This is a genomic window from Paraburkholderia sp. BR10923, from assembly GCF_040948765.1.
Lineage (GTDB): Bacteria > Pseudomonadota > Gammaproteobacteria > Burkholderiales > Burkholderiaceae > Paraburkholderia > Paraburkholderia youngii.
The window spans coordinates 54,029-79,877 of record NZ_JBFPKO010000005.1 but is presented as its reverse complement, the minus strand read 5'-3'; the positions used below and the strand labels follow the sequence as shown (position 1 = coordinate 79,877).

General features: G+C 62.8%; 29 protein-coding genes and 1 pseudogene. 12 read left to right on the top strand and 18 right to left on the bottom strand.

The features are described from left to right. Window positions 1-13: 13 nt before the first annotated feature. The 5 genes from AB3X94_RS11145 to rhaM are packed head-to-tail and all read right to left on the bottom strand — an operon-like array spanning window position 14 to window position 4,881. Window positions 14-1,039 (bottom strand): ABC transporter permease, encoded by a 1,026-nt coding sequence (locus AB3X94_RS11145; protein WP_368611537.1) that lies wholly within the window; start codon window positions 1,037-1,039, stop codon window positions 14-16. After that, window positions 1,032-2,087: an ABC transporter permease gene (locus tag AB3X94_RS11140; protein WP_368611536.1), complete on the bottom strand. Its 1,056-nt coding sequence runs from the start codon at window positions 2,085-2,087 to the stop codon at window positions 1,032-1,034. Before AB3X94_RS11140 ends, AB3X94_RS11145 begins: the two co-directional genes overlap by 8 nt. After that, window positions 2,084-3,613: a sugar ABC transporter ATP-binding protein gene (locus tag AB3X94_RS11135; RefSeq protein WP_368611535.1), complete on the bottom strand. Its 1,530-nt coding sequence runs from the start codon at window positions 3,611-3,613 to the stop codon at window positions 2,084-2,086. Before AB3X94_RS11135 ends, AB3X94_RS11140 begins: the two co-directional genes overlap by 4 nt. 48 nt (window positions 3,614-3,661) lie before the next feature. Beyond that, window positions 3,662-4,555 (bottom strand): amidohydrolase, encoded by an 894-nt coding sequence (locus tag AB3X94_RS11130; protein ID WP_368611534.1) that lies wholly within the window; start codon window positions 4,553-4,555, stop codon window positions 3,662-3,664. Window positions 4,556-4,563: 8 nt separating this feature from the next. Beyond that, window positions 4,564-4,881, bottom strand: coding sequence for an L-rhamnose mutarotase (gene rhaM / locus AB3X94_RS11125; RefSeq protein WP_176106219.1), 318 nt, complete (start codon window positions 4,879-4,881; stop codon window positions 4,564-4,566). 121 nt (window positions 4,882-5,002) lie between these two features. Between rhaM and AB3X94_RS11120 the strand changes: the two genes are divergently transcribed. Next, a complete protein-coding gene (locus AB3X94_RS11120; protein ID WP_368611533.1) occupies window positions 5,003-5,998 on the top strand; it encodes a LysR family transcriptional regulator in 996 nt (331 codons plus the stop codon). A gap of 19 nt (window positions 5,999-6,017) precedes the next feature. Here AB3X94_RS11120 and AB3X94_RS11115 read toward each other — a convergent pair whose 3' ends face one another. The 5 genes from AB3X94_RS11115 to AB3X94_RS11095 form a co-directional block, all read right to left on the bottom strand. Next, window positions 6,018-6,800: an SDR family NAD(P)-dependent oxidoreductase gene (locus AB3X94_RS11115; RefSeq protein WP_368611532.1), complete on the bottom strand. Its 783-nt coding sequence runs from the start codon at window positions 6,798-6,800 to the stop codon at window positions 6,018-6,020. Window positions 6,801-6,857: 57 nt separating this feature from the next. Then, entirely contained in the window at window positions 6,858-8,036 is a 1,179-nt protein-coding gene (gene rhmD, locus AB3X94_RS11110) for an L-rhamnonate dehydratase (RefSeq protein ID WP_368611531.1), read from the bottom strand. Between the two features lie 78 nt (window positions 8,037-8,114). Continuing rightward, window positions 8,115-8,867: an SDR family NAD(P)-dependent oxidoreductase gene (locus AB3X94_RS11105; protein ID WP_176106223.1), complete on the bottom strand. Its 753-nt coding sequence runs from the start codon at window positions 8,865-8,867 to the stop codon at window positions 8,115-8,117. A gap of 162 nt (window positions 8,868-9,029) precedes the next feature. Next, window positions 9,030-9,263 carry a hypothetical protein gene (locus AB3X94_RS11100; RefSeq protein WP_018434370.1) on the bottom strand — a complete coding sequence of 78 codons (234 nt, stop codon included), beginning with the start codon at window positions 9,261-9,263 and terminating at the stop codon, window positions 9,030-9,032. Between the two features lie 146 nt (window positions 9,264-9,409). Then, the gene (locus AB3X94_RS11095; protein ID WP_368611530.1) at window positions 9,410-10,024 is read right to left on the bottom strand and encodes a copper-binding protein; all 615 of its coding nucleotides are present in this window, start codon (window positions 10,022-10,024) and stop codon (window positions 9,410-9,412) included. Between the two features lie 790 nt (window positions 10,025-10,814). Here AB3X94_RS11095 and AB3X94_RS11090 point away from each other — a divergent pair. Then, complete coding sequence (locus tag AB3X94_RS11090) at window positions 10,815-11,093, top strand: hypothetical protein (RefSeq protein ID WP_176106225.1); 279 nt, start codon at window positions 10,815-10,817, stop codon at window positions 11,091-11,093. Between the two features lie 101 nt (window positions 11,094-11,194). Here the strand turns inward: AB3X94_RS11090 and AB3X94_RS11085 are convergent, their stop codons facing one another. Then, entirely contained in the window at window positions 11,195-11,503 is a 309-nt protein-coding gene (locus tag AB3X94_RS11085) for a hypothetical protein (protein ID WP_176106226.1), read from the bottom strand. A 789-nt stretch (window positions 11,504-12,292) separates the two neighbouring features. Here AB3X94_RS11085 and AB3X94_RS11080 point away from each other — a divergent pair. Next, window positions 12,293-12,631 carry an H-NS family nucleoid-associated regulatory protein gene (locus AB3X94_RS11080; RefSeq protein WP_176106227.1) on the top strand — a complete coding sequence of 113 codons (339 nt, stop codon included), beginning with the start codon at window positions 12,293-12,295 and terminating at the stop codon, window positions 12,629-12,631. On the opposite strand, the gene AB3X94_RS11075 is transcribed toward AB3X94_RS11080, so the two are convergent. Together AB3X94_RS11075 and AB3X94_RS11070 are read right to left on the bottom strand one after the other, a co-directional pair. Continuing rightward, a complete protein-coding gene (locus AB3X94_RS11075; protein WP_368611529.1) occupies window positions 12,628-13,266 on the bottom strand; it encodes an arsenate reductase ArsC in 639 nt (212 codons plus the stop codon). The two genes, AB3X94_RS11080 and AB3X94_RS11075, sit on opposite strands and share 4 nt — an antisense overlap. Before the next feature lie 365 nt (window positions 13,267-13,631). Next, window positions 13,632-14,345, bottom strand: a complete 714-nt coding sequence (locus tag AB3X94_RS11070; RefSeq protein WP_176106229.1) for a J domain-containing protein — start codon at window positions 14,343-14,345, stop codon at window positions 13,632-13,634. Between the two features lie 497 nt (window positions 14,346-14,842). Here AB3X94_RS11070 and AB3X94_RS11065 point away from each other — a divergent pair, with 497 nt between their 5' ends. The 8 genes and pseudogenes from AB3X94_RS11065 (at window position 14,843) to AB3X94_RS11030 (ending at window position 20,508) form a co-directional block, all read left to right on the top strand. Further along, complete coding sequence (locus AB3X94_RS11065; RefSeq protein WP_176106230.1) at window positions 14,843-15,547, top strand: NADPH-dependent FMN reductase; 705 nt, start codon at window positions 14,843-14,845, stop codon at window positions 15,545-15,547. Window positions 15,548-15,871: 324 nt separating this feature from the next. Further along, entirely contained in the window at window positions 15,872-16,087 is a 216-nt protein-coding gene (locus AB3X94_RS11060; RefSeq protein ID WP_176106231.1) for a transcriptional regulator, read from the top strand. Window positions 16,088-16,278: 191 nt separating this feature from the next. Beyond that, on the top strand, window positions 16,279-17,733 hold the full coding sequence (iaaH, locus tag AB3X94_RS11055; RefSeq protein ID WP_368611528.1) for an indoleacetamide hydrolase: 1,455 nt from the start codon (window positions 16,279-16,281) through the stop codon (window positions 17,731-17,733). A gap of 102 nt (window positions 17,734-17,835) precedes the next feature. Next, window positions 17,836-18,624 carry a CDP-diacylglycerol diphosphatase gene (locus AB3X94_RS11050; protein ID WP_176106233.1) on the top strand — a complete coding sequence of 263 codons (789 nt, stop codon included), beginning with the start codon at window positions 17,836-17,838 and terminating at the stop codon, window positions 18,622-18,624. 159 nt (window positions 18,625-18,783) lie between these two features. After that, entirely contained in the window at window positions 18,784-19,872 is a 1,089-nt protein-coding gene (locus AB3X94_RS11045; protein WP_368611527.1) for a fatty acid desaturase, read from the top strand. Between the two features lie 19 nt (window positions 19,873-19,891). After that, the gene (locus AB3X94_RS11040) at window positions 19,892-20,071 is read left to right on the top strand and encodes an Arm DNA-binding domain-containing protein (RefSeq protein WP_368611526.1); all 180 of its coding nucleotides are present in this window, start codon (window positions 19,892-19,894) and stop codon (window positions 20,069-20,071) included. 19 nt (window positions 20,072-20,090) lie between these two features. Beyond that, window positions 20,091-20,255: pseudogene (locus AB3X94_RS11035) on the top strand (IS5/IS1182 family transposase); the annotation flags it as partial. A gap of 25 nt (window positions 20,256-20,280) precedes the next feature. Next, on the top strand, window positions 20,281-20,508 hold the full coding sequence (locus AB3X94_RS11030) for a helix-turn-helix domain-containing protein (protein ID WP_176106236.1): 228 nt from the start codon (window positions 20,281-20,283) through the stop codon (window positions 20,506-20,508). Between the two features lie 169 nt (window positions 20,509-20,677). Here AB3X94_RS11030 and AB3X94_RS11025 read toward each other — a convergent pair whose 3' ends face one another. The 5 genes from AB3X94_RS11025 to AB3X94_RS11005 form a co-directional block, all read right to left on the bottom strand. Next, window positions 20,678-20,965, bottom strand: coding sequence for a hypothetical protein (locus AB3X94_RS11025; protein ID WP_176106237.1), 288 nt, complete (start codon window positions 20,963-20,965; stop codon window positions 20,678-20,680). A gap of 21 nt (window positions 20,966-20,986) precedes the next feature. Beyond that, the gene (locus AB3X94_RS11020; RefSeq protein WP_176106238.1) at window positions 20,987-22,006 is read right to left on the bottom strand and encodes a zinc-dependent alcohol dehydrogenase family protein; all 1,020 of its coding nucleotides are present in this window, start codon (window positions 22,004-22,006) and stop codon (window positions 20,987-20,989) included. Window positions 22,007-22,379: 373 nt separating this feature from the next. Further along, complete coding sequence (locus tag AB3X94_RS11015) at window positions 22,380-22,859, bottom strand: tautomerase family protein (RefSeq protein WP_246391851.1); 480 nt, start codon at window positions 22,857-22,859, stop codon at window positions 22,380-22,382. Between the two features lie 127 nt (window positions 22,860-22,986). After that, window positions 22,987-23,871 (bottom strand): 3-keto-5-aminohexanoate cleavage protein, encoded by an 885-nt coding sequence (locus AB3X94_RS11010; protein WP_368611525.1) that lies wholly within the window; start codon window positions 23,869-23,871, stop codon window positions 22,987-22,989. Between the two features lie 45 nt (window positions 23,872-23,916). Next, entirely contained in the window at window positions 23,917-25,323 is a 1,407-nt protein-coding gene (locus AB3X94_RS11005; protein WP_368611524.1) for an NAD-dependent succinate-semialdehyde dehydrogenase, read from the bottom strand. 158 nt (window positions 25,324-25,481) lie between these two features. Here AB3X94_RS11005 and AB3X94_RS11000 point away from each other — a divergent pair, with 158 nt between their 5' ends. Next, window positions 25,482-25,778, top strand: a complete 297-nt coding sequence (locus AB3X94_RS11000) for a DUF1330 domain-containing protein (RefSeq protein ID WP_013091864.1) — start codon at window positions 25,482-25,484, stop codon at window positions 25,776-25,778. Window positions 25,779-25,849 lie beyond the last annotated feature (71 nt).

The window sequence follows — 25,849 nt, the reverse complement described above, 5'->3', positions numbered from 1 at the left end:
CGAACGGTGACCACTAGGATGAAGAAGACGCTGCTGCGGACTTCGCGATGAAACGCCGGTCGCGCGCCGCACGCCAGCGCGCGACGAGGTTCGGAATCAGCACCGACGCGAGCAGCAGCACGCCGGTCACGATGGTCAGCGTTTCGCTCGATACGTCGTCGAGCGTCAACGCGTTTTTCAGCACGCCGATGATCAGCAGCGACAACAGCACGCCGACCATCGAGCCGCGTCCGCCGAAGATGCTGACGCCGCCGAATAGCACCGCCGCGATCACCGATAGCTCGAAGCCCTCGCCGTTATCGCCGCGCGCACTGGTGAAGCGCAGCGTATAGACGATGCCCGCGAGCGCGCTGACGAGACCCGACATCACGAACAGACGCAAGCGGATCTTCGCGACCTCGATGCCGGAGAACGCGGCGGCGGTCGGATTCGCGCCGATCGCATAGAGGCTGCGGCCGAACGCGGTGGCTTGCAAAAGCACGGTGAACAGCACGGCCGCGACGATCACGATCACGAACGGCAACGGAATGAACGTGGGCCCAAGCGTGTTCATGCCGAACGCCGTATACGCGGCCGGAAAATCCGCGACTGCCTGATCGCCGAGCAGCACATACGCGAGACCGCGAAACAGCGCGAGCGTACCGATCGTAACCGCGAGCGACGGCAGGTTCAGCTTGACGATCACGAGGCCGTTCAGCAGACCCGCCATCGCGCCGGCGATCAGGACCAGCACGATCACGACCGGCATCGGCAGACCCATGTGCCACAGCACGCCCATCAACGCGCTCGATGCGCCCAGCACCGACGCGACCGACAGATCGATTTCGGCCGCGACGATGATCAGCGTCATCGGCAGCGCCATCAGCGCGATCTCGGTCAGATCGGCGAACACGTTGCTCAGGTTCGCGCCGGTAAGAAACACCGGCGACAGCCAGCGCCCCAACACCAGCGACACGATCAGCACGATCACCAGCAATACTTCCCATTGCAGCGGCGTTTCGCGCTTGCGCGTCAGCAGCGCGGAATCGGGTTTAGCCATGATCGCGTTTCCTCATCATGCGTTTGGCGACGGAGCGGGCCAGCAGCGTATCGGCGGCGATCGCGGCGACGATCAGCGCGCCCTGGATCGCCTGCTCCCAGAACGGCGACACGTGCAGCACGACCAGCGCGATGCTGATCACGCCGAGCACGAGCGCACCGAGCGTCGCGCCGAGGATCGTGCCGACGCCGCCCGTGATCGCGACGCTGCCGACCACCGCCGCCGCGACGACCTGCAATTCGATGCCCTTCGCGGTGCTCGCATCGACGGTGCCGAAGCGCGCGAGCCACAACGCGCCCGCAAAGCCCGCAATCGCGCCGGACAACAAAAAGCCCGACATCACGCGACGCTCGACGTTGACGCCCGCGAGCCGCGCGGCCTCCGGATTCGAGCCGATCGCGTAGTGCTCGCGACCGCCGCGAAACTGCTTCAGATACACCGACAGGCCGGCAAGCACGACGACCGCGATCAGCGCGAGCGTCGGAATACCGAACAGCGTGCCGGTCGCGAGCCGCGAGTACGCGTCGGGCAGACTGGTCGCGTTGATCTGGCCGCCGTGCACCCATGCGTAATCGGCGCCGCGAAAGATGTACAGCGTCGACAGCGTCGCGACGAGCGAAGGCACGCGCCCCACCGCGACGAGCAGCGCATTGATGCCGCCCGCGACGAGCCCGATCGCGAGTCCCGCGGCCAGTGCGACGAGCACCGGCATATGCGGGAACGCAACGTACAAACTCCCTACCGCATACGCGCTGACACCCACCGTCGAGCCGACCGACAGATCGATATGCCGCATCAGGATCACGACGGTCATGCCCGCCGTCAGCAGCCCGATGATCGACACGTTCAGCAGCACGTCGCGCAGATTCTGCATGTTCAGGAACTGCGGCTTCGCAAGCCCGGTCCCCGCGATCAGCAGGATCAGCACGACGAACAACGTGGTTTCGCGGCTCTTCGCGATGCTCGCGACGAGACCGCCCGACGAAGCGGCCGAACGTTTCGGCAGCGATTGCTGGACCGGCGCGGGATGGGTCGAATGGCGCATCATGCTGCACGTCCCAATGGTGAGAGTCCCTGACCGAGCGCGGCGCCCATGATCCGCTCCTCGTTCGCGTCGGCGCGCGCGATCTCCGCGCTGATGCGGCCTTCGTGCATCACGAGCACGCGATCGGCCATGCCGAGCACCTCGGGCAACTCGCTCGAAATCATCAGCACGGCCATGCCGTCGCGTACGAGTTCGGCCAGCGCGCTGTAGACCTCGGCTTTTGCGCCGACGTCGATGCCGCGTGTCGGTTCGTCGATGATCAGCACTTTCGGGCCGGTCGCGAGCCATTTGCCGAGCACGACCTTCTGCTGGTTGCCGCCCGACAGCGTGCCGACCGGCGCGTTCGGATCGCCGGCTTTCAGGCGCAGCCGCGTGCCCCATTTGTTCGCGAGTTGCGTTTCGCTGCGCGTCGAAATGAGACCATGCCGCACGAGCCGGCCGAGCACCGTCATCGACGCATTGCGCGCGATGCTCAGTTCCAGCGCCAAGCCTTGCTGGCGACGATCCTCCGGCACCAGCGCGAGCCCGGCACGCACCGCGGCCGCGGGCTTGCCGGTGTCGAGCCGCTTGCCGGACAGCCACACTTCCCCCGCATCGAGCGGATCGATACCGAAGATCGCGCGCGCGACCTCACTGCGTCCCGCGCCGACCAGACCCGCGAGCGCGACGATCTCGCCCGCGCGCACGTCGAACGAGACGTCCTTGAACACGCCGATGCGCGTCAAGCCGCGCACCGACAGACGCACTTCACCAGGCGTGCAATCGGCCTTCGGATAGAACGTTTCCAGATCGCGGCCGACCATCTTTGCGACGATCGCGTCGGTGCTCAGATCGGCGGTCAGTGCGTCGAACACTTTCGCGCCGTCGCGCATGATCGTTACGCGCTGCGTCAGCGCGAACACTTCGTCGAGCCGGTGCGTGATGAACAGAATCGCGACGTCCCGTTCGCGCAGCTTGCGCACGATCGCGAACAGCCGCTCGACTTCAGGCAGCGACAACGCGGCCGTCGGTTCATCCATGATCAGCACGCTCGCGTTCAGCGACAACGCCTTGGCGATTTCGATCACCTGCTGATCCGCAATCGAAAGACCTCGCACCAGTTGATCCGCGCGCAGTTCGACGCCGAGCGACGCAAGCAGTCCGTCCACTTCGCGATGCATCGCGTCGTACTGGATGCGGCCGAAGCGATCGACCGGCTGCCGGCCCATGAAGATGTTCTCCGCGATCGACAGATCGAAGAACAACGTCGGCTCCTGATAGATGACCGCGAGTCCGGCGTCACGGGCTTCGGCGGGTGTCGCGAAGCGGCGCGGCTCACCGTTCACCAGCAATTCGCCGGCCTCGGGCTGATGCACGCCGGCGAGAATTTTCACGACTGTCGATTTGCCCGCGCCGTTCTCGCCGAGCAGCGCATGCACCTCGCCGGGCCACAGCACGAGGTCGCCGTCGGACAGCGCGCGCACCCGGCCGAAGGATTTGCTCGCGTGCCGCAATTCGAGTCGCGGCACCGCGGATGGGGATGGCTGCACTGCGTGTCTCCTTTTTTTCGGCTGTGTTCTGCTCGACGCGGCGGCGCGTCAAATCCGGTAATACCGTTCCGCGTTACGCCGAAACAGCGCGTCTTTCTCAGCCTCGCTCGCATCGCCAACGATCGACGCATACGCGTGCCACAAATCCGTGTACGAACCGAACAGCCGGTCGACCGGAAAGTTCGACGCGAACATCGCGCGTTCGACGCCGAACGTATCGATCGTTTCGAGCACATACGGGCGCAGGCTTTCGACGGTCCAGTGATGATCGAACATCGCGAGTCCGCTGATCTTCACCGCGATGTTCGGACAGGCCGCCAGCAAGCGCATGCCATCGCGCCACGCGCGATAACCGGCCACGCTATTGCGATCGACGAACATGCCCGCATGATTGACGATCAACAGCGTGTCCGCATGCGCACGCGCGAGCGCGGCCGCCTCTTCCATCTGCGACGGATAGATTTGCAGGTCGAACGACAGATCGAACCGGCGCAGCAATGCGAAATGCTCGCGCCACTGCGGCTCGCGCATATAGTGACGGCCGACGTAATCGAACAGCTTGTTGTCGTGCACGTTGAGAATCTGCCGGATGCCGCGCGTATTCGCGAACGACGCATGCGCTTCGAGCAACGCCGGTGCGTTCTGCGCGGACAGATCGACAGCGGCGACGATCGCATTCGGCATGCCGCGCGACGCGTCGCGATCCGCGATCGACTGCAACCAGCGCGTTTCTTCGACGGGATCGGCCGGATCGTGATTCGCTTCGACGTGCACGAGCTTCAGCACGTCGATGTCGCCCGCTTCGCCGAGCAGATGCTCGAGCAGATAGTCATCCTTCAGCTCCCGCGCATCGCCGACGAACGACACGCCCGGATTCTCCAGCCACGGATAGCGATGCGTTTTCAGATCCCACAGATGGATATGCGAATCGACAACCTGCATGCGGCACCTCAATGACTGAGATGAAAGACCGGTTCGAGCGTCTGCGACAGCGGCGTGTGATCGGGCGCGGTCTGCATGATGTCGGCCATGTAATCCCACCATTTGCGCATCACGTCGAGTTGCGGCAACTGATCCATCGTGTGATCGCTGGTGCGCGAAAGCACCGCGAAAAGATGATGCGTGTCGGGGTCGAAGAAAATGCGGTAGTCGCGCACGCCGGCGTTGTGCAATGCGTCAACGAGCTCGGGCCAGATCTCCGTATGACGCCGTTCGTATTCTTCGCGCATGCCGGGGTTCAGTACCATCCGGAAAGCGATCGTCTCCATTGCGGCCTGTCTCCTGTCGACTTCTTCGAACGACTATAATTCCTGCATCGATAGCCTCTCAATCCGTTGTTGGGATTGGGCGATCCATAAACCGAATCGCACGGGCACCTCTACTGGCACCATGAGCCAACATTCAGCCGCCGTCGCACTGGTCAATCGTCTCAAGTTCAAGCATCTCGCCCTGCTCGTCGCGCTCGACGACACCCGCAACCTGCATCATGCCGCCGAGGCCGTCAACGTCGCGCAACCGAGCGCGAGCCGCATGCTCGGCGATATCGAGGAAGCGTTCGGCTTTCTGCTGTTCGAGCGCAACGCCCGCGGCATGACGCCGACGCCGCTCGGCGTCGTCACGCTCGCTTACGCGCGCCGCGCGCTTGCCGAACTCACACGCTTCGCCGAAGACCTCGATGTCAAACGCCGCGGCGGTCACGGGCAATTGACCGTCGGCGCGATCATGGGCGCCGCGCCCGATCTGCTGGCGATGTCGGTCGCCGTGCTGAAGACCGAAAGCCCGCTGCTCAACGTGCGCATCCTCGGCGAAACGAGCGACCAGGTCGTGCAATTGCTGCATCGCCGCGAGGTCGATCTCGCCCTGGGGCGCCTGACCAATCCTTTGCAGCACAACGACTTCAGTTTCGAGCCGCTCGCGCGCGAAACGCTGCTGCTGGTCGTGCGCGCCGTGCATCCGCTCGCGCGGCGCACGCGCATCACGTTGCGCGAACTGGTTGCGTGGCCGTGGGTGGCGCAGCCGATCACGAGTCCGGCGCGCGTGCTGTTCGAGGAAGAACTCGCGCGCGCGGGGCTCGCCACGCCAGTCAATCTGACCGAATGCGCATCGATCTTCGCGACGCTGCAATTGCTCGAAAACTACGATGCGGTCGCGATGCTGCCGGAATCGGTCGTGCGCGATCATGTGCGCGGCGGGCTGCTCGTCGCGCTGCCGCTGGAAATCGGCAAGAGCCTCGCGGGTTTCGGCATTCTGACGCGCAAGGAAGAGCCGCTCGCCGAGCCGGCGCTGCGCTTGATCGATCTGCTGCGTGGCTTCTCGCGCAACCTCGCGCGCGACAATCCCGCCATCGCACCCGGCACGCTGACTGCGCCCGCCACGGTCAATTGACGCCCGCATCGCGCGTCGCTTATTGCAGGTTCACGAACAGGCCGCCGTCGACGAGCAGCGCAGCGCCCGTCACATAGCGCGCGCGGTCCGACGCGAGAAACACGACGCAATCGGCGACATCGTCGGGATGCCCGAGGCGGCCGAGCGGAATGCGCTGCTCGAAATAGGTCTTCTTTGCTTCGTCGGCGAGATCTTCGGCGTTCAGATCGGTCGCGATCGTGCCCGGCATCACCGAGTTGCAGCGGATGCCGTACGGCCCCAACGCAATCGCGCACGACTGCATCAGCGAATGCACGCCGGCCTTGGTCGGCGTGTAATGCGTCTGCATGCCGCCACCCACCAACGCGCTGATCGAACTCGTCGCGACGATCGCGCCGCCGCTGCCCTGCTTTTTCATCTGTTGCGCGGCCGCTTGCGTGACGAAGAACGCGCCGTTCAGATTGACCGCGACCGTCGATTCGAGCACCTCGGCCGGCATGTCGAGAAACGCGTGGAACGGACAGATGCCGGCATTGCTCGCGAGCACGTCGACCTTGCCGAACGCGTCGACCGTACGGCGCACCAGCTCCTGACCGGTATCGCGCGCCGCGACGTTGCCTTCCACCGCGATCACGCGCCGCCCCAAAGCCTCGATTTCGCCGACCACTTCCTCGACCGCCGAGCGGCGGCCATACGATGCGTCGTTGTCACCCCAGTAGTTGATCGCCACGGCCGCGCCTTCGCGGGCGCAGGCCACCGCGATTGCGCGTCCGATGCCGCGCGAGCCGCCGGTGACGATCACGACTTTGTCCTTGAGCAGCACCTTAGTCTCCTTTGCCAGGGTTCGCCGTTCGGCCTACGTTCAAAGCATTCAACTCGTTCAATGCTGATAAGGCCGCACCAGCGCGCATTCCGGATTGAGCCGCACGCCAAAGCCCGGCGTATCCGGCACCTTCATGCGCCCGTTCACCGGCACAGGCTCGTCGAGCAGCAGCGGGTTGAACATCGGCACGACTTCGTCGGCTTTCGGCGCCATCATCAGAAACTCGGAGAACGGCGAGTTATGGCGCGTGACGACGAAGTGATAGCTGTACACCGACGAACCGTGCGGCACCACCATCACGTTGTGCGCATCGGCGAGCGCGGAAATCTTGATTAGCTCAGTGATGCCGCCGCACCAGCCGACGTCGGGCTGGATCAGATCGCAGCACTGCATCTCCAGCAGCATCCGGAAGCCCCAGCGCGTCGCCTCGTGCTCGCCGGTCGACACCATCATGCCGCGTGGCACGTTGCGGCGCAGTTCGGCGTAACCCCAGTACTCGTCGGGAGGAAGACATTCCTCGAGCCATTTGAGGCCGAATTCGTGCGCGCCTTGCGCGAGCCGCGTCGCGTAGCGCACGTCGAGGCTCATCCAGCAGTCGTACATCAGCCAGAAGTCGTCGCCGACGCGCGAACGCATATCGGCGAGCTTCTCGAGGTTCTGCCTGAGTCCGTCTTCGCCTTCCGCGGGACCGTGCTGCAACGGCAGCTTGCCGCCGATGAAGCCCATCTCCTTCGCGAGATCGGGCCGCGCGCCGGTCGCATAGAACACCAGCTCGTCGCGCACCGGGCCGCCCAATAGTTGATACACGGGCTCCTTGCGAACCTTCGCGAGCAGATCCCACAGCGCGAGATCGACGCCGGAAATCGTATTGAGCACGACGCCCTTGCGCCCGTAGTACAGCGTCGCGAAGTACATCTGATCCCACATCTTCTCGATGTCGGTGACGAGTTGCCCTTCGAGAAAACGCGCGAGATGCTTCTCGACGATGAAGGCGCCGATCTCGCCGCCGGTCGTCACCGCGAAGCCCACGGTGCCGTCGCTCGCCTCGATCTCGACGACCAGCGTGCCGAGTACGTTGATGCCGAATGACTGGCGGCTCTGACGGTACTCGGGATAACGCGCCATCGGCGTCGCGATGTGATCGTCGATCCAGTGCCCGCCGGCCTGGTCGTGATAGTCCGCGCCGCCGCCGCGAACGATGAAGGCACGCACGTGCCGGATGGTAGGCATGGCCATGAAAGGGCTCCGTGAGAGAGGCGTCGAAGCGGCTCGACAACGCGCGTTCGACGCGTGTGCAATGCTCGAGCAGCGCGATTAATAAGTGGCGCGGCCGCCGGACAGATCGAACACCGAGCCGGTGCTGAACGCGCAGTCTTCGGAAGACAGCCACAGGATCAGCGACGCCGCTTCTTCCGGCAGCAGGAAACGGTTCATCGGAATCTTCGACAGCATGTAGTCGATGTGCTGCTGCGACATCGAATCGAAGATCTCGGTCTTGGCCGCGGCAGGCGTGACCGCATTGACGAGGATGTTTCTGGTCGCGAGTTCCTTGCCGAGCGACTTGGTGAGCCCGATCAAGCCCGCTTTCGACGCGCTGTAGTGCGAAGCATTCGGATTGCCCTCCTTGCCCGCCACCGACGCGATATTGACGATGCGGCCATAGCCCTGCTTCAGCATCTGCGGCACGACCGCGCGGCAGGTCAGGTACGGGCCGATCAGATTCACGTCGATCACGCGGCGCCACAGGTCCGGCTCGAGCTCCCACGTCGTGCCGTTGCCGCCGGTGATGCCCGCGCAGTTGATCAGCACGTCGATCGAGCGGTGCTCGGCGACCGTTTGCGCGGTGGCTTGCTGGACCGCGGCTTCGTCGGTCAGCTCGACCGTGACGGCGCTGACCTTGCCGAGTTCGCTCAGCTCGCGCTGGCTGCGCGCGAGGCGTTCGCTATCAACGTCCCACAACGCCACCGACGCGCCCGACTGCAACGCCCGCTGCGCGACCGCGTAGCCGATGCCGCGCGCGCCGCCGGTGATGACGACCGCGCGCCCCTCCAGATCGATCCGATTCATTGCTGTGCTCCTGTGGGCCGCCGTGCGGCGCGCCATCGAGTTGTTGTATATCGCTGCAGTCAATATACGGGCGGTGCGATGCACCACCAATTCGACTATCGGAGGGGGCGATAGCAAAAGTGAATCGGCAGCGGGATCGAGCGCTAATGGGAAGCGAAGATGCTAGTCATCGGCAGCGACGAAAAGCATCGACACATACAGAATGGTCGACACGACGATGATGCCGACACCGACCAGCACCTTGGTCCGGTCGAAGTTGATGCCGCCGATGATCGCTATGCCGATCCCGAACACCGACGACAACGTGCCGACCGCCGCGAGGCCCACGTGGATCTTGCTGCGGACGAGCCTTTTGCGCTCCGATTCGGCAGTGGTTTCCGTTTCGCTCTGTTCCATTCCCCGCTCCTTCGCGCGCGACGCGATGACCCTGGTGAAACCCGAGCCGCGATGGCCGGCGCGCGCCATCGAACCCCCGGTTGCGGTTCGACTCCGCGCGCCTCGATACGCTTCAGCGTAGTTTATTTAAGCCTTCCCGAGCGCCGTTATTTGACGTCCGCGCCGTTGCGCGACACCGACGCCGCGATAGCCGACACGAACACCGCGCGCACCGAATCGCCGACCTTCAGTTTTTCGAGCGGAATATCCGGCGCCACGTCGAGCGTTTCGGTGCGCGACGGCCCGCGCAGCGTGATCGTGCGCTGCTTGCGATCGATCTTGCGCACTGTCGCCACGACTTCGACGCGCCGCGCCGATGCAACCACACCGTTGGCCGCGGGCTGCGTGACTTCGGTATCGATGCGCTGGCGAATTCCGCTCGGCGCGAGTTTGTCGACGCCGACCAGTAGCGCCTTTTTGTACGCAATCATCACCATGTCGCCGATATGCAGTTTGCTGACGTCGGCGGCTTGCGGATTCACGTCGAAGGTTTCGTCGCCGCCGTGGGGGCCGCGCAGCGTCACGCTGTTCGTCGCGGGATCGATCGCGACGACGCGCGCCTGAACGTGCAGCAGCGCGGCGGCGCCGATTGCCCGCTGTTCCGGCGCGGACGCCGCGTTGTCCTGCGCGAACGCCGAACCCGCCGCCGCAACCAAAACCGCTAACGCAACCGTGATCGCCTTCGCCCGCATGAGCCCGGAGCCCGTTGTATTGGAAGCCATGAACTGCTCCTTTTGATTGCGTCGTTGTTACGGCAAATGGTTTGTCGCAGATCGCGTACTACGCGCAGCAGCGGCAACTGCGGTCGCTTCGAATAAAAAGGAAAACGGACTATTAATCGCTTTTATGAGACGGGGTACGCACTTTTTGAAACCAATAACGGTTCGTTTTCTGATGCGCCGATTTGTCTCGCAAAACTGCGCGTGAAAAGCGCGTGGTAGCGGGTGACCGCGCGCCAAAGAGCCCGCGCGGCTTTGCGCACGCGTTCGCGAAGCATCAGCGCAGGGGTTGAGAGCTAGCCATAACAGGTGCCTCGCAACGAGATGGACCACCGGGCGACCCAATGTAAGTGGGTCCGGAAATTGCCCTACGTTATGACTATTTCAAACTGTCTCGGGGATGCTAGCAAACGGGTAAAGGAATGGCAAGATAAGGGATCGCGCATCGCAATTCCGGATTAATCGGGCTTGCTGCGTCAAATCTTTTATGACGAGTGGCGATTCATTTGCCATAAAAATATGATGGTCGTTGTTTCGACTGTGGACGAATTGGCAATCGGCGAACGACTCAGCATAAACCCTTAATGGATGAGACTGACGCTATTGCGCATCACTTCGCGACGAATACAAAAAATTGTCGTCAATCATTGGAATACTGCGCACACGGCCGGATCGATCGAGCGAATTTTGCCGTCGAGGTCACAGTCATGTGGCATCGCAGGCACAGCGTTTGCTGTAGCTCGCGTCGGCGTTTAACGCACAAACATTGGAATATCGAAAGGACACCACACACATGGTCACGACTCGCCCCTGCACCGCCGCCTGCGTCATCGACGGCCGTCTCGTCACGCTCACTTTCTATCCGGACAACGGCGTATTGCGTATTGCCGATCCGACCGGCGTCTGTCTACGCGAAACGCGCTGGCATGGGTCATGGCGCGCTCTGCTAGAAGTGTTCCGCGGTTACTACGATCCGGCGGAAAACCGCGCCACGGCACCCGGCGTCGACGATATCGTCGCGCGCCTCGGCGAGCGCAGCGCTGATGTTCCGCGGGAATTGGCATTCTCGTGAAATGGCATGCGCTTGCGGTGAAGCGCATGCACTGTGGCGGCGGGCGGCGCCCCACTGCGGGCGCGCTCATCCGGCGCGCCCTGCTGCCGCTCGCGGACCGGTCATTGACCGAAATAGGTTTTGCACTCAGTGCTGAACGAGCAGGACTGGCTGCGCCGGCCACCCGCTTGCGACTCGCCCGCCGCAACACCGCCATACGACGCGTTGCGCACGCCCTGCTCGCGCGGGTCCCAGCTCCGACCGTAGGACATGTCGGTCGTCGCCTGCGCCGATTCGTTCGCATTGAACTGCATCATCGCGCGACCTGACATGCCGGGGTCCGCCTGGCCGCTCAGCTCCTCCGCGGCGGCTTTCCCCGGTACCAGAAACAGGACGGCGGTCGCGGCAATCATCAATATACGTGCTCTCATTTCCGGACTCCTCGATCCGGCGCAGCAGTGTTCGTCCTCCACAAGAATTGATCCGCGAACAGCCAGCCTGCCCAATGGGGCCGAGGAACGGGTCGATGCCAATGCGCTACTGCTGCGACGGGTCACCGAACTAAACAGATGAAGAATTACCGCGCTGGCAACCGATGCTCGACGCTTTCCCGGAGCGTCGGCGGAATCGGTGCGCATAAGGCGGTTGTAAGTCTGCGTTGCGCAGCTTTTCGTCTTTCTTTTATAGGTCGCGCCACCCGGAATTCAATCCAGGAGCTTCCAGCAGAGTGACCGATCGTCCGCACCGTTCGATAAACCGCATTCACTGATAAATTCAACGTGAACTAAGCGTGCTTTGCTCGCGCATTGCGTTATGATGTTGCTACAAAGCACAAAATAGCGAACCCGCACATCGACGAAAGTCCGGTGAAAGACGGACAGCGTGGAGTGACTCCATCCATTCGCAATCATTGCATCGAGACTCAGAGTTTTTCATCGCGAACGTCAGGCTTACCGGCCTCGTTCGCCGCGCTGCGACATGCTGAAATATTTGCTGATCGAGACTCTCTGTTCGAGGGCCGGTTGTTCCAGCGGCCGTCTTTGTCCGAGGCCGTACTGCAATTCGGGGAGCAACGTTTTTTAACCCGGCACATGGCATTTCCGTCAATTGACAACCCCACCGCGGGGCGGCCCCATTCAGTCGGGCTCGACGCTTCGCAGCTTTTTCCCCGCAATCTGTCTTCGACAGTACGCTGCACGTTTTAGAAGGACAAATATCCTATGGACGAAAGGAAGCGAGATAGCATGATTGCGTATCTCCGCCATCGCATGGAAGAGTTTGGTATCAGGCCAGAAGACCTCGCCGCGGCGCTGGCAACCGAGTCATTGGCCAAAAAAGCTGAGCGCTATCGCAATGCGACCGGAGACAGCTGGGATGGCAATGGCGAAATGCCGCAATGGTTGAAGCAAGCCATTAGTGCCGGCCAGAGCATTGAGCATTTCGAATTGGCCGCAAAGCCGGCGCCCGCACCCCAACCGAAAACCCAACCGAAAAAACAGGTGGACTGGTCGAATGACCCGTTCGCCGGCACGCGGCTCGCGCGCCCGAATAACCGCTAGGTGCAGGCCGCCGCGCATGAAGGCGCGGACACCATGGCTGCGGATTCGAAACGAACCGCCGTGCCACGCACCGGTTTTGCGCCACCGCCTGGCATATTCACGGTATTCGCGGCATTCACCGTATTCCCCGCATTGATGGCATTCGCCGGATCGGCGATATTCGCGTGATTCGCGTGATTCGACGCAGGCTGCGCATATTGCGGCAGTTCGATAAACGCGCTGACCTGCCGCACGATCTGCCAGAAGGTCTTGTCGAAAAGACGGGCCTGCTCGTCAGCGGACCCGTGGCCGCCCGCAAGCGGATCGGCAATGGTCCAATAGACGAACGCGGGCGCGCCGGGAAATACCGGCGCATGCAGTCCGCCGACGAATTCGTCGAGCGCGATCACGATATCCATGCGCGGCGCCCATTCACCGGTGAATTCCAGCCAGCTTTTGGGGCTCAGCACCGCGCGCCCCGAAATGCCGGGCTGCAATTGCGCGACCGCAAGTGGATGAAGGCGCGCGGCCGGTTCAGGGCCCGCGCTGAACGCCTCGAACCGGTGCCCCGCCAGTTCGCGAAGTAAAGCTTCTGCAATGATGCTGCGGATCGAATTATCGCGGCAGAGAAACAACACCTTATATTTTCTGGACACGCTTACCCCGTACCGATGTTTTTTTATTTAGCCTCTGGGCGGAATTGTGCCGCTCCAGTCTTGCGCCCCCGTGACACTACTGCGTCTTTTTTATTTGCGCCACGGGATTCGCGCCAGCTATCTCGAGTCCGGGGCACAGAGCACAACTTTGCGAACGATGGGCAGTGTACCAGTGTCCTGCCCCCACTTTCAGCACCCTTTTTGAATATTTGCCAGATCAAGCGATGCTGCCGCCGTACCGGCGGTTCGGCGCGCTCGGCTTGTCCGGTCGCGGTCGCCAGCGCGCGGACCTGGGGGTAAGGGTATACGCGGCAGGCGTTGCCTCGAATGAGGTTGCCGCGGGCGACCCGGGTCGTCGCGACACGTCAGAATTTCAGGCTGTTGAGGAACTGGAACCACAGATTGCCGAGCGCGCCGGCCGGATGGATGTCGCTCGCGGTCTCGTCGCGCTTCGCGTGATTCGCGCGTTTGACATGCGGCGTGTCGTGAGAAGCGGTTTCTGAAGCCGTGCCGGTATCGTGCGCGGTTTTCGCCAGTTCGGGCTCGGCCGCCTCAGCTTGCGCCGCTTCCGCGCCCTTCGCCGCCTTCCCTGCGCGTTGGGCATTTTGCGAGGCGTCCGCCTCGTCACGGCGCGCCGCCTGCAACGCCGCGACGCTGTCGGCGATCTGCGCGGCGCGCTGGAGTTCGCATTGCCGTCCGAGCAGCACGCCGAACAGCACGTCGCGATTGTGGCCCTGGTCGGCGAAGCGGATCGCGATCGACACCATCTCCGCGTACGCGGCTTCGTCGGCTGCGCGCGCCGCCGCCTCACGCTTCGCCTGCGCGCGTTGCCGACGCGTGTGCTGCGCCTCCCACTCGCGCATCTGCTCAGCGTAGACAGTGTCGTAGACCTTGCGCTGCTCGGCATCCGACAGGATCGCGTACGCGTCCTTGATTTCCTGGAACGCCGCGCGCGCCACGTCCTCGGCACCGTGATTACGATCCGGATGCCACTTCATCGCGGCCTTGCGGTAAGCCCGCTTGATTTCGTCGTCGGTGGCGTGCGCGGGCACGCCGAGCGTGTCATACAGGGTTGCCATGCTGGGCTCGATCTCGCGGAAAATCACTGCGGGCATCGTAGCATGCAAAAAGCGGCGTCATCGTGAAGCGGCTACCACGCACGCGCATGCAATCGGCATTACCGCAATGGCACATCGTCCGCCGGCGACCCACGAAAAAAAGGCCCCACCACTTGCGTAGCGAGGCCGAGTCCCATGTCTAAGGAGATTTATGGAGGAGACAAGTCCATCTTAGGGTCTTGCCCGCACGCGCCCAACCAACGATTCGCCATATGCTTATCGGCCGCGTGCTCACGTGCATTGCAGAGCGACTCGGCGAGCTGTGGCCGCATGGTTATATCGTTAGAACAAAAAGTCGCTTAGCCGCGCGGCGCTCGCTCATTAAGATGACACTTCAAAGTCCGGTTCGCTCCGGCCGGTCCGTTCACGGCCGTGCACGTGCGTTGCTGACGCTGCATGAGTCCCGCATCGACCGCGCCGTCAACCGCAGCGTGAACCGCAATCGAAGGAGCATTTCGTTGAGCAGATCCGATCATTCCCGCCCGCCGCTCATCGTCGGTATTGGCGGTACGACGCGCGCGGCCTCGTCGACCGAGCGCGCGCTGGCCTTCGCGTTGCGCGGCGCCGAAGCCGCCGGCGCGCAAACCCGCCTGTTCGGCGGCAGTTTCCTGCATAGCCTGCCGCACTACGCGCCGGAACAGCCGGCCCGCACCGCCGAACAGCTCGAGCTGATCGACGCTGTGCGTCGCGCGGACGCGGTGATCATCGCGACACCCGGCTATCACGGCGGCGTATCCGGGCTCGTGAAAAACGCGCTCGACACGCTCGAGGAATTGCGCGCCGACGAGCGCCCATATCTGGATGGCCGCGCGGTGGGCTGCATCGTCACCGCCTACGGCTGGCAGGCGGCGGGCTCCGTGCTGACGTCGCTGCGCTCGATCGTGCATGCGCTGCGTGGCTGGCCTACGCCGTTCGGTGCCGGCATCAATACGCTGGAGACGCGCTTCGATAGCGTCGACAGCTGCTCCGATCCGAAAGTGATCGAACAACTCTCGACCGTCGGCCAGCAAGCCGCGCAGTTCGCGCTCGCGTTCAATGCACAGCGTGCGCACGGCGCACCCACCGCGTCCAGCCATTCGGCCGCGAGCCGGGCATCCGCACAAGGCACCACCACCCCGATCGCCGCGGACAGCCGTTCCGCGCGCGTCTTGCACGCGGTCTGAAACACTCTCCCGGGCACCGTGACGCCGCCGCCATCGCGCACGGCGCCACGCTTTGCGCCGAGCGACCGTGCGCCACATAACAGACATCGCGACCCCGCGCGAATAGAGTCACCGAACACAGCGACTTTGATCCGATCCGGGCTTCTGCTTACCACTCCCGCCCCGCGCTGATTTGCTTCCGACGAAAGATTGGTTCACCCGCTGCGCAGCGCGCCCTACGCTTGACCCTGCCCGCCGCTTCACACACCTTCGGCAACGACAGGGCCGCGCCGCACGCATTGGTATTCCGCACGACACGCGCGGACACACAGACAAGTCAAGATCATGAACTCACACATCCGCTACAAGGGCTACGAGGTCGAAGCGGCAACGCAACTGCTCCCCAACGGATTATTCGCCGCCAATCTGACGATCGAGCAGCGCGACGAGAATACGCGCAAAGCTTATTCGTTCGACGCGCTCGACTACTTCTTCGACGAAGAGCATGCGCTCGCCTATGCGTCCGACTGGGGGCGCATGTGGATCGACAATCACCGGTAAGCGCATCGATATCGATGACAGCGAGCGCGACGCGCGTTGTGCATCGCCCGGCCTCGGCTTTCAGGCGGATGTGCCAGAATAGCTGAACCCTTGCGTTCGCTGTCTGCCCGCGTGACCTGTCCGCTTCTTCGACGGATGCAGTCGAACCTCGCGCCGCCCGCGACGCATCCATCGATACGGAGACGCCCGTAATGACATGGACCGTCGATGCACAACTCGCGCTCAGCGCGGCACAAGCGGTCGAGGCGCTGCAATCCGGCCGGCTCAAAGCCGCCGACTACGTCGCCACCCTGCTCGCGCGCGCCGCCGCGCTCACTCAGCTGAACGCGCTCACCACGCTCGACTTCCACGGCGCGCTCGCCGCCGCGCAGCGCATCGACGCATTGACGCCAGCGGAGCGGGCGCGACTGCCGCTTTGCGGCCTCGCCATAGTCGTCAAGGACAACATCAACACCGCGGGCCTGCCGACGACGGCTGGCACGCCCGCGCTCGCCGGCTTTGTGCCGAACACCAACGCGCCATCGGTGCAACGCCTCGTCGACGCGGGTGCGATCGTGCTCGGCAAGGCCAATATGCACGAGCTCGCGTTCGGCATCACGAGCACCAACCTGTCCGCGCACGCGGGGCCGGTGCGTAACCCGTACGATCCGTCGCTGATGCCAGGCGGCTCGTCGGGCGGCACCGCGGTGGCGATCGCCGCGCGCATCGCGCCCGCCGGACTCGGCACCGACACCGGCGGCTCGACCCGCATCCCGGCCGCGCTGACCGGCACCGCGGGCTTTCGTCCTTCGGTCGGCAACGGCGGCGCAGAGCGGCGCTATCACGACCCGAATGCGGTCGTGCCGATCAGCCATACGCGCGACACCGTGGGCCCGATGGCGCGCAGCGTCGCTGATCTGGCGCTGCTCGACGGCGTGATCACCGGCGACGGCGCGTTGCCTGCGATTGCGCTCGAAGGCTTGCGCATCGGCTTGCCCGCGCCGCTGTGGGACGCTCTCGAACGACAGGTCGAAGACGTCGCGCGCGCAGCGCTGCAAAAGCTCGAAGCCGCGGGTGTCACATTCGTGTCGGTCGCGATGACCGAGTTGGAGCATCTGAACGGCATGGTCGGCGGTCCGCTCGCCATTCACGAAGCGCGCGACGACGTGCTCGCGTGGCTCGTCGCGAATCAGGCGCCGGTGCAGACCGTCGCCGAACTGGCCGTGCGCATCGCGAGCCCGGACGTGCGCGCGATCTACGACGACGTGCTCGCCGACGTGCTCGGCTCGCACTATTCGGCGGCGCTCAATTACTGGCGGCCGCGGCTGCAGAACTACGTCGCGGCGACGTTCGCGAATGCCGGTCTCGATGCTTTGCTGTTTCCTACGACGCGGCTCGTCGCGGTGCCGATCGACGATCTGAACGGCTCGTCGACGGTCACGATCGACGGCGGTCCGCCGATCGATACGATGGAGGCGTTCCTGCGTAATACCGACCCGGCCAGCACATCCGGCATTCCGGGGCTGTCACTGCCGGCGGGCATCAGCGCGAGCGGGCTGCCGGTCGGCCTCGAACTCGATGGACCGCTCGGCTCGGACAGGCGGCTGCTGGCCATCGGTGTCGCGATCGAACAGGTACTGGGAGCGTTGCCGGCGCCGGTACTGTGAAGCCCGTGTTTCACGTCGGCGCCATGTGGTTTGTGTTTTAATGCCTGCGCATTACAGTCCGCATTCCAACGCTTTCCCCGCCCGAACCCCACCTAAGCGACGATGACGAACCTCGCCACCGCCCTCTCATCTCGCGGCCTCGCGCGCCGCATCGTTCATTCGACCGCCGTGCTCACGGTCGCTCTCGCCGCCAGCGCCTGCGCGCGCCTCGCGACGGTCGATTCCAACGCGCTGTGGAAAATCGTCGACATCCGCTGCGTGCCGTCGCAGCAGGCCACCGGCACGCCGGGGCAATGCTCGCTCGTCGATCTCGACAAACGCTATGTCGTCCTGAAGGACATTGTGGGCCGCTCGCAGTTTCTGCTGATGCCGACTGATCGCATCACCGGCATCGAAAGTCCGCTGATCCTCGCGCCCGATGCGAAAGACTACTGGAGCGACGCGTGGGATTCGCGCCATTTCGTGCAGCAAGCGGTCAAACGCGAAATGCCCGACGATCAGCTCGGCCTCGAAATCAACTCCGAATACCGTCGCTCGCAAAACCAGCTGCATATCCACATCGATTGCATGCGGCGTGAAGTCAGCGCCGCGCTCGCCGGTCACGCTCACGACGCGCCCGGCGAATGGCGCTGGGCAACGCTCGATGGCGAGCGCTACAGGATCATGCGCGTGAGCTCGCTGGGCGGCGCAAACGACCCGTTCAGGATCGTCGCGCGCGACAATCCCGATCCGGCGACGATGGCCACGCAAACCATCCTCGTGACCGGCGCGGGACCATCGGCGGCTCGGGATGGCTGGCTGATCGTCAACAGCGGTATCGACATCGATGGCGGCAGCGGCACGGCCGAAGGGCTGCTCGATCACGCGTGCCGCTTCGCTGACGATCATTGAACGCTTACCGGATACACGCTATCCGCGCCCGCTTTTCCACGATTGAGCAGATGCATTGCTCAATAAAATGGTTCGGGCGCACAGCGTCGCCCCGTACGATCGGTCTGGACCTGCGAATTACAGCCGCGGGTTCGAATATGCACTCGGACCGATTCAACGATGGCGACCTATCTCGACGACACCCAGCGCAACGATATCGACCGTCTGGCCGCAAGCCGGACCTGGCGCACGCAATGGCCGACATGGGCGCTGATCGTCGCGATCTACGGCGGCTGGTTCGGCGTCGCCGCGCACGCGCGTCTGCTGGGTCTGCCACTGACGGCCGCGCTGCTGGCCATTTTCGGCGCGTGGTTCATGTCGTTGCAGCACGAGCTGCTGCACGGTCATCCGACGCGCTCGCAATTCGTCAACGCGCTGCTCGGTTTTGCGCCGCTCGCGGTGTGGTTCCCATATCACGTATATCGCGAGTCGCATCTGCGCCATCACGACGATGCGCGCTTGACCGAGCCCGGCAGCGATCCGGAAAGCTATTTCGTTAGCGCAGCGGAGTGGCAACGTGCGGGCATCGCGATGCGTGCGTTGCTGGTTTTCCGCAATACGTTGACGGGTCGCTTGCTGGTCGGGCCGGCGTTTGCGATTGCCGCGACCGGTGCGCAGGCACTCGACAAGATTCGCGACGGCGATTGGCGCGACCTGCCCGCATGGCTCGCGCATCTCGCCGCGCTGGTTGCACTCACAGTGTGGTTGCAGCAGATGTGCGGGATACCGGCGTGGGTGTTTATCGTCGGTGCTGGGTACGGCTCGCTCGCGCTTGCATCGGTGCGTTCGTTTCATGAGCATCGGATTGCGCAGGAGCCCGCGCATCGCACGGTCATCAACGAAGCGGGATGGCTTTGGCGGTTGCTGTTTCTGAACAATAACTATCATCTGGTTCATCATGACTTGCCTCAGGTGCCGTGGTTCGCGCTGCGGACGGTCTATCAAACGTCCCGCCAGCAGTACATAGAACGCTCCGGGGCCTTTCTGGTCAAGGGTTACAGCGAATGGGTCAGACGCTATGGATTCGCTTCGGTGGCGCATCCGGTGGCGATCGGCACGTCCGACTCAGGCCGACGAAATCAGCCTGCTTCCGCCGGTTTTGCGGGTAGATTGCGGCTAAAATTTATGGTAGTTGTCCGCCAAGGAGAACTCCATGAAGCTCACCTAGCCACTCCTGCAGAACGCCAAACCGCGGAGCAAGCCCTATAAACTTCGTGATCGCGATTCCATGTATTTGCGGGTCTCGGTCTCGGGTTCGAAAGTCTGGAAATTTGACTACCGGTTGGATGGCAAGGACTGCAGCTACACTCGCGGCCGATTCCCCGATGTATCGATAGCGGACGCTCGTCAACTTCGCAACGCTGCAGCCAAGCTGGTCGCGTCTGGCATCCACCCTAAGGCGCAGTAGCGTTCACTTCATCCACCCTCGGTTTCGTCACCTTCCTAAAGACCGGGGAGTGGTGGTAGAAATGCTGGTTCTGGTCAACGAGATTCTCCGCGAGAAAGGTCTGATCATGAAGGCCGGCTCGATACTCGACGCGACACTGATTTCTGCGCCCAGTTCGGCAAAGAGTGTGTCAGGTACGCGGGACCTGAGATGCAGGACAGACCGCTGAAGTGACACAGGAAGATTTCGGACTGGTATCCAGCCGCACTTACATCAGCACGGTCGAGCGCGGTCTGAAATCTCCAACATTGGGAAAAATCGAGCAACTGGCAGACGTGCTGGGCGTCCATCCGCTGACCCTTCTAGCGGTGGCTTACATGGAAAGACTGACACCTAAAGAGGTTGAACGGACAATCGCCCTGCTGCGTAGCCGGCTGTTGGCCGTCGCCAGTGAGTAGTAGGCGTAGCGGGCTGGCGCTGCCCAAAGGATCCCATGACGGACGCCGCTTTAGGCGAATCGCCACATCCGCGGCTGCGGCGACCTTGGCCGAGGCGGACACTTTGGTCTCGCGAGGGCGATTTGCCTCTCCAATAACCGGGCGTCCATCACTCGCTAGGCGCTAGCTCTCAGCGCTCCGGCAAGCTCGCAACTGGCTCAAGCAAGTTGGGCGGCTTTCCGGTGATAAGGGCGGTATATCGCAAGCCACCGCAAGCTGCCGGCAGCGTCACCCGAAAATCGCCCGCCGGCGCGACCCGCATGGCAGTGGCCCCGGCAAAATCCGATGCGTTGTTGAGCGCCCATTCGCCTGATTCCACACCTTCACGCGACGGCGCGCTAGTTTCGAACGACTCGCATTGGTCCACGAGGCGTTCATGAACGTCGCCTGCTGCGTCATCTGCTGACGACAGCTTCAAAATTTATTGTGCTAGTGCTTCTTAGAGATCCGCGAACGCTAGCAGCGGCTTGGCATCGTGTGCGGAGCTTTCGGCGGCAGCGAAGGCTTCGTGCGCTCGGTCGAGTCGGTAGCGGCGCGCTGCCGGCGGCTTCAAGGTGCCCCGGGCTATACCGTCGAGCAGACTGCGCAGCATCTGACCGCCTTCACTTGCCCCCTTGCGTGCGAGCCACGAAAAGATGAACCAGCCGCGAACCTCGGCAGACGAGTAGACAAGCGCTGGGGCGAAAATCGGCATCTCAAAGGCTGCGGGGTCGGTCTGACGATGCGACGACAAGGCTCCATAGACGAGCATGCATCCATTCGGGGCCAATTGCCGCGCAAGCGCGGCGCCCGTGCGGCCGGCGACGCAGTCGATCGCCTTCGCGATGCCATTGCCGCCAGTGGCCGTCTTCAACTGCTCGGACCAGTTTTGGTCCGCAGTGCATAGCACGACGTCACCCCCAAGCGCCTTGATTTCCGCGACCTGCTCTTCGCGGCGAACGAGGTTGATGGTGCGGAACCCCTGCGCTTTCGCGATCTGCAGGACGAGCCGACCGACCGTCGAGCCGGCCGCGCTCTGCACAAGCCAGTCGCCGCACCCGAGCTGGTGCTCGCTCACCGTCATCGCCCATGCCGTCATCGGGTTGATGAGTGCCTGTGCTGCGTCCTCGTCGGAGATCGCCTGCGGTACAGGTATCGCACGGTCGGCCGGACTAATAACCTGCTCTCTCCAGGTTCCGGGCACGTCCAGCAAGACGACACGCTCTCCTATCCGCGTGCGCGGCACGTCGTTGCCCACGGCGTCGATGATGCCGACGCCCTCGGATCCCGGTGAAGCCGGCAGTTCCGGCTGACGCTGACTGGCGAAACGGCCACGGATGACGTGCAGGTCAGACGGGTGCACGGGCGCCAGCAGCATCCTCACGCGGACTTCGCCCGGCCCGGGCGTGGGATCGGGCGCATCACGCCAGTGAACTACTTCTGACGGCTCCCCATTGCGTTCGAATATCAGGGCCTTCATGTACTGTCTCCTTCACCTGCGTAGGTATGAACGTACGATGCCCAACGGCTCGCGCCCTTTGGCAACGATGGGTGCCAGACACTTTCACGACGGACGGCGACTCGCCGCATCGCTACGCGTACTGCTACGGCCGCACTTCCTCGGCGAATAGTAAGAGGTGGTCAATAGGAGGCGTGGCGGTCGGTTTGTCGCGCTGCCCGGATCGAGCCCGTCCGACAATCACTCCGGTTGACCATGGAAAAATCCGGGCCACCCAAACAAATCTCCCTTTTGGTATCGAGCGATACCTGTAGAGAGACTGCGGCGAAAGCCCGGCTTTCACCGCAGTCGATTGAGTTCATGCCCCGGCTAGTTCCAGATCTGACTAATGCACTCAACCCTCGCTCGGCTCATATGGCGACGCCCGGTTTTCCAGCTTCCATTTCTTCTCAGCTTCCGTGTCAGGCCGAGGTGGTCGAATGCCATCGATCAACCACAGTTCTCGCGGCGTTTCGCCGACGTGCAACTCGTAGTGATAGCCCCGCTCCTGGACAAATGGCGCAATCGCAGCGTTCGCCTTGCGCAACCACGACTCAGTCCACACGGGGTCCTTGGCAATGTGCCTGGCGAATTGATCTAATCGGATTCTGACAAAATCGTCCCGCGACACTCCCCCCATAAAGAAGGAGTCTTTCGGCTGTTCGTGAAACAGTACACCGACATAGAAGCGAGGGATGATGTAAATGTCGGCAATTCGCTTCGCCATCTCCTGCTTGTCTTCTGCCGTGTAGGCACCGACGGGATGATAGATATTCCACAAAGGCATTTTTCTCTCCATGCATCGATAGATGCCGCGTTCCTTATGCCAGAGCATCCAGGTCTCCTGAAACAAAGGATGAACCAGACAGAGTGAGGCGGCGGTATGAATAGCCAAAGAATAGGCTACCGTTTGAAACCAATGATTTCGCAACGCAGCATTTCTAGTGAATTCAGTCCCGCATCTATTCGCGACGGGGAAGGCCGAGTATGTTGCGCGTCTCGTCAGGTGTTGCCACGTCCGCGCCAATGCTTCTGACGATACTGACCGCGCGTTTGACCAGTGCGGCGTTGCCCGGCGCCAGTTCCCCTTTGGCAAGATAAAGGTTGTCCTCGAGGCCGACGCGGACATGTCCTCCAAGAATCACACTCTGCGCCACGATTGGAAATTGAGCGCGCGAGATGCCGAATGCCGACCAGCGAGCGTTCTCGGGCAGATAGCGTTTCATCTGCAGAAGACTCTCGGTGTCGGCGGACGCGCCCCATGGCACGCCAAGACACAGCTGAAACAGCGGAGCCTGCAGAATGCCCTGCGTTTCTATCAGGTGGCGCGCCAGCCGCACATGGCCCAGATCGAATACCTCGATTTCTGGCTTCACCCCCGCTTCTTCAATCAAGGTTGCCATTTTGATCAAATGGTCGGGCACGTTCACGAACGCGCGACTGCCGAAGTTCATGGTCGCAATGTCCAGAGTGCAGATTTCCGGACGCAATCCGAGCACATGCCGCACGCGCGCCTCGGGCGTCATCATCGTACTCAGTTCGCTTCCCCGATTCGGGTCTTCGTCGCTGGGAACGAAACGTGCGCCTGGGCCCGTCGTCAGATTGATCAAAATCGGGCACCCGCTATCGCGGATGCGCGAGACGACTTCACCATAAAGCGACAACTCAGTGCTCGGAGCGCCTGTTTTGGGATCCCGTACGTGAATGTGCGCGATGCTCGCACCGGCTTCACACGCAGCGATGGCCTCATCGGCGATTTGCTCAGGCGTCACGGGCACTGCGGGGTTCAGCCGCGGTGTATCGTCGCTTCCTGTGAGTGCACAACTGATAATCGTCTTGCCTGTCATGATGTTCGTTCAAAAAGGTGGGAATTGAGCAATGCCATCGTGCGTTCACGCTGCCCGCGCGGGGCCGAACGGCGCCGCCCCAACGGGTGCAACCCTGATCAGCTTTTTGTTGACGAATTCGTCGAAGCCCAACTGAGACAGCTCCCGGCCAAAGCCTGAACGTTTGACACCACCGAACGGCAGTTCGGCCGCCGTGCCGAACGGCTGATTGATGAACACCATGCCGCTGTCGATCTGCGCGGCGACCCGCTCGCCGCGCTCGGTATCCGCAGTGAACACCGACGCACCGAGACCGTACGGCGTGCCGTTGGCAAGCGCAATTGCGGCGGCTTCGTCCTCGACGACGTGAAAGGCGGCCACCGGGCCGAACAGCTCTTCGGCGAACACGGGATTCTGTGGCGAGATGTCGGTCAGGACAGTCGGCTGCAAATAGAAGCCCGGGCGCTCGACGCGCTTTCCGCCACACACGATGAACGCGCCGTGCGAAGCCGCGCGATCGACTTGCTCAAGCAGCAGATTCAATGCGCGCTCGGAGGACAGCGGTGCGACTGCGGTGGCTGGATCGGCTGGATCGCCCGTCGAGAGCGCGGCCATCTGCTTTGCGAAGCCTTCGAGGAAAGCGTCGCCGCGCGCCTTGCCGACCACGATGATTCGCTTGGATCCTACGCAGCATTGACCCGCATTGAGCATTCGCCCCGCGACCGCGCTTTGAATCGCCCAATCGAGCGGCGCATCCTCGAGCACTATGAACGGATCGCTGCCGCCCAGTTCGAGAACGACTTTCTTCAGATTCCGGCCGGCACGCTCAGCAACGGCAGCGCCGGCGCGCTCGCTGCCCGTCAGTGTCACGCCCTGGACGCGCGGATCGTCAATGACACGCCCCGCCTGGTCGATCGAAATGAACAGATTCGTATAGACGCCTTCGGGCGCGCCCGCTTCCTCGAACAACCGCGCAAAGGCCAATGCGGATTGCGGAACGCTTTCCGCATGTTTGAGCAGCAAGACGTTGCCGACCATCAGTTGCGGGCCGGCTACGCGCGCGATCTGGTAGTACGGAAAATTCCATGGCTCGATACCGAAAAGCACGCCGATTGGCTCGATGTGCACGGTTGCGCCAGGCGCTTCCGCGAGTGGACGGGGTTGCAGATAGGTGCTCGCATGCTTTGCGTAGTAGTCGAGAATGTTTGCAGACGATTCCACTTCCTTGCGCGCTTCGCCGCTGCGCTTGCCCATTTCCAGCGTCAGATAGCCCGCGTATTCGTCGGCCTTCCTGCGCAACAGCGCCGCCGCGCGCGTCATGATGCGCGCCCGATCGCTGACGGGACGATGGCGCCAGTCAGTTTCGAAAGCGCGCTGCGCGGCAGCGAGCTTCGTTTCGAGCAACTCGTCGGATATGTCGTCGTAGGTGGCAAGCAGTTTGCCGGTTGCTGGATTGGTAGTCGTGTATGGCATGAAGTTCTCCGCGAAAAATTGGCATCGAGTCAATGCGTCGGCACATGCTAACACCGTTAACACGTATCCGCGCCAGCTTTTTTTAGCCAGGAAAAACCCTCATTGATATTGATGTTTGTGCCGTTAACATTTGTATGCACCTTCAACCGGAGAGCGAAATGGCAAAAGGATATTGGGTGGCGGCTTATCGGGCGGTCCATGACGCAAGCAAACTCGCGGCGTACGGTGTCCTCGCGACACAGGTGGTGAAAGCGGCGGGTGGAAAATTTCTGGTGCGGGGCGGCGAAGTCGTTGCATTTCAGGCCGGCCTCAAAGAACGCACCGTCGTGGTCGAATTCCCGAGCTTCGAGCAGGCTCTCGCCACGTTCCAGAGTGAGGCTTATCAGGAAGCGCTAGCGGTATTGGGAGACGGCGCTGAAAGAGATGCGCGCGTAGTCGCCGGTCTCGAAGATTGAGACGTTTCGAAGTAACCGCTAAGGCCATCTTGGTTCGCCATAGTACTTATATCGCGTCACATACCGCGCCT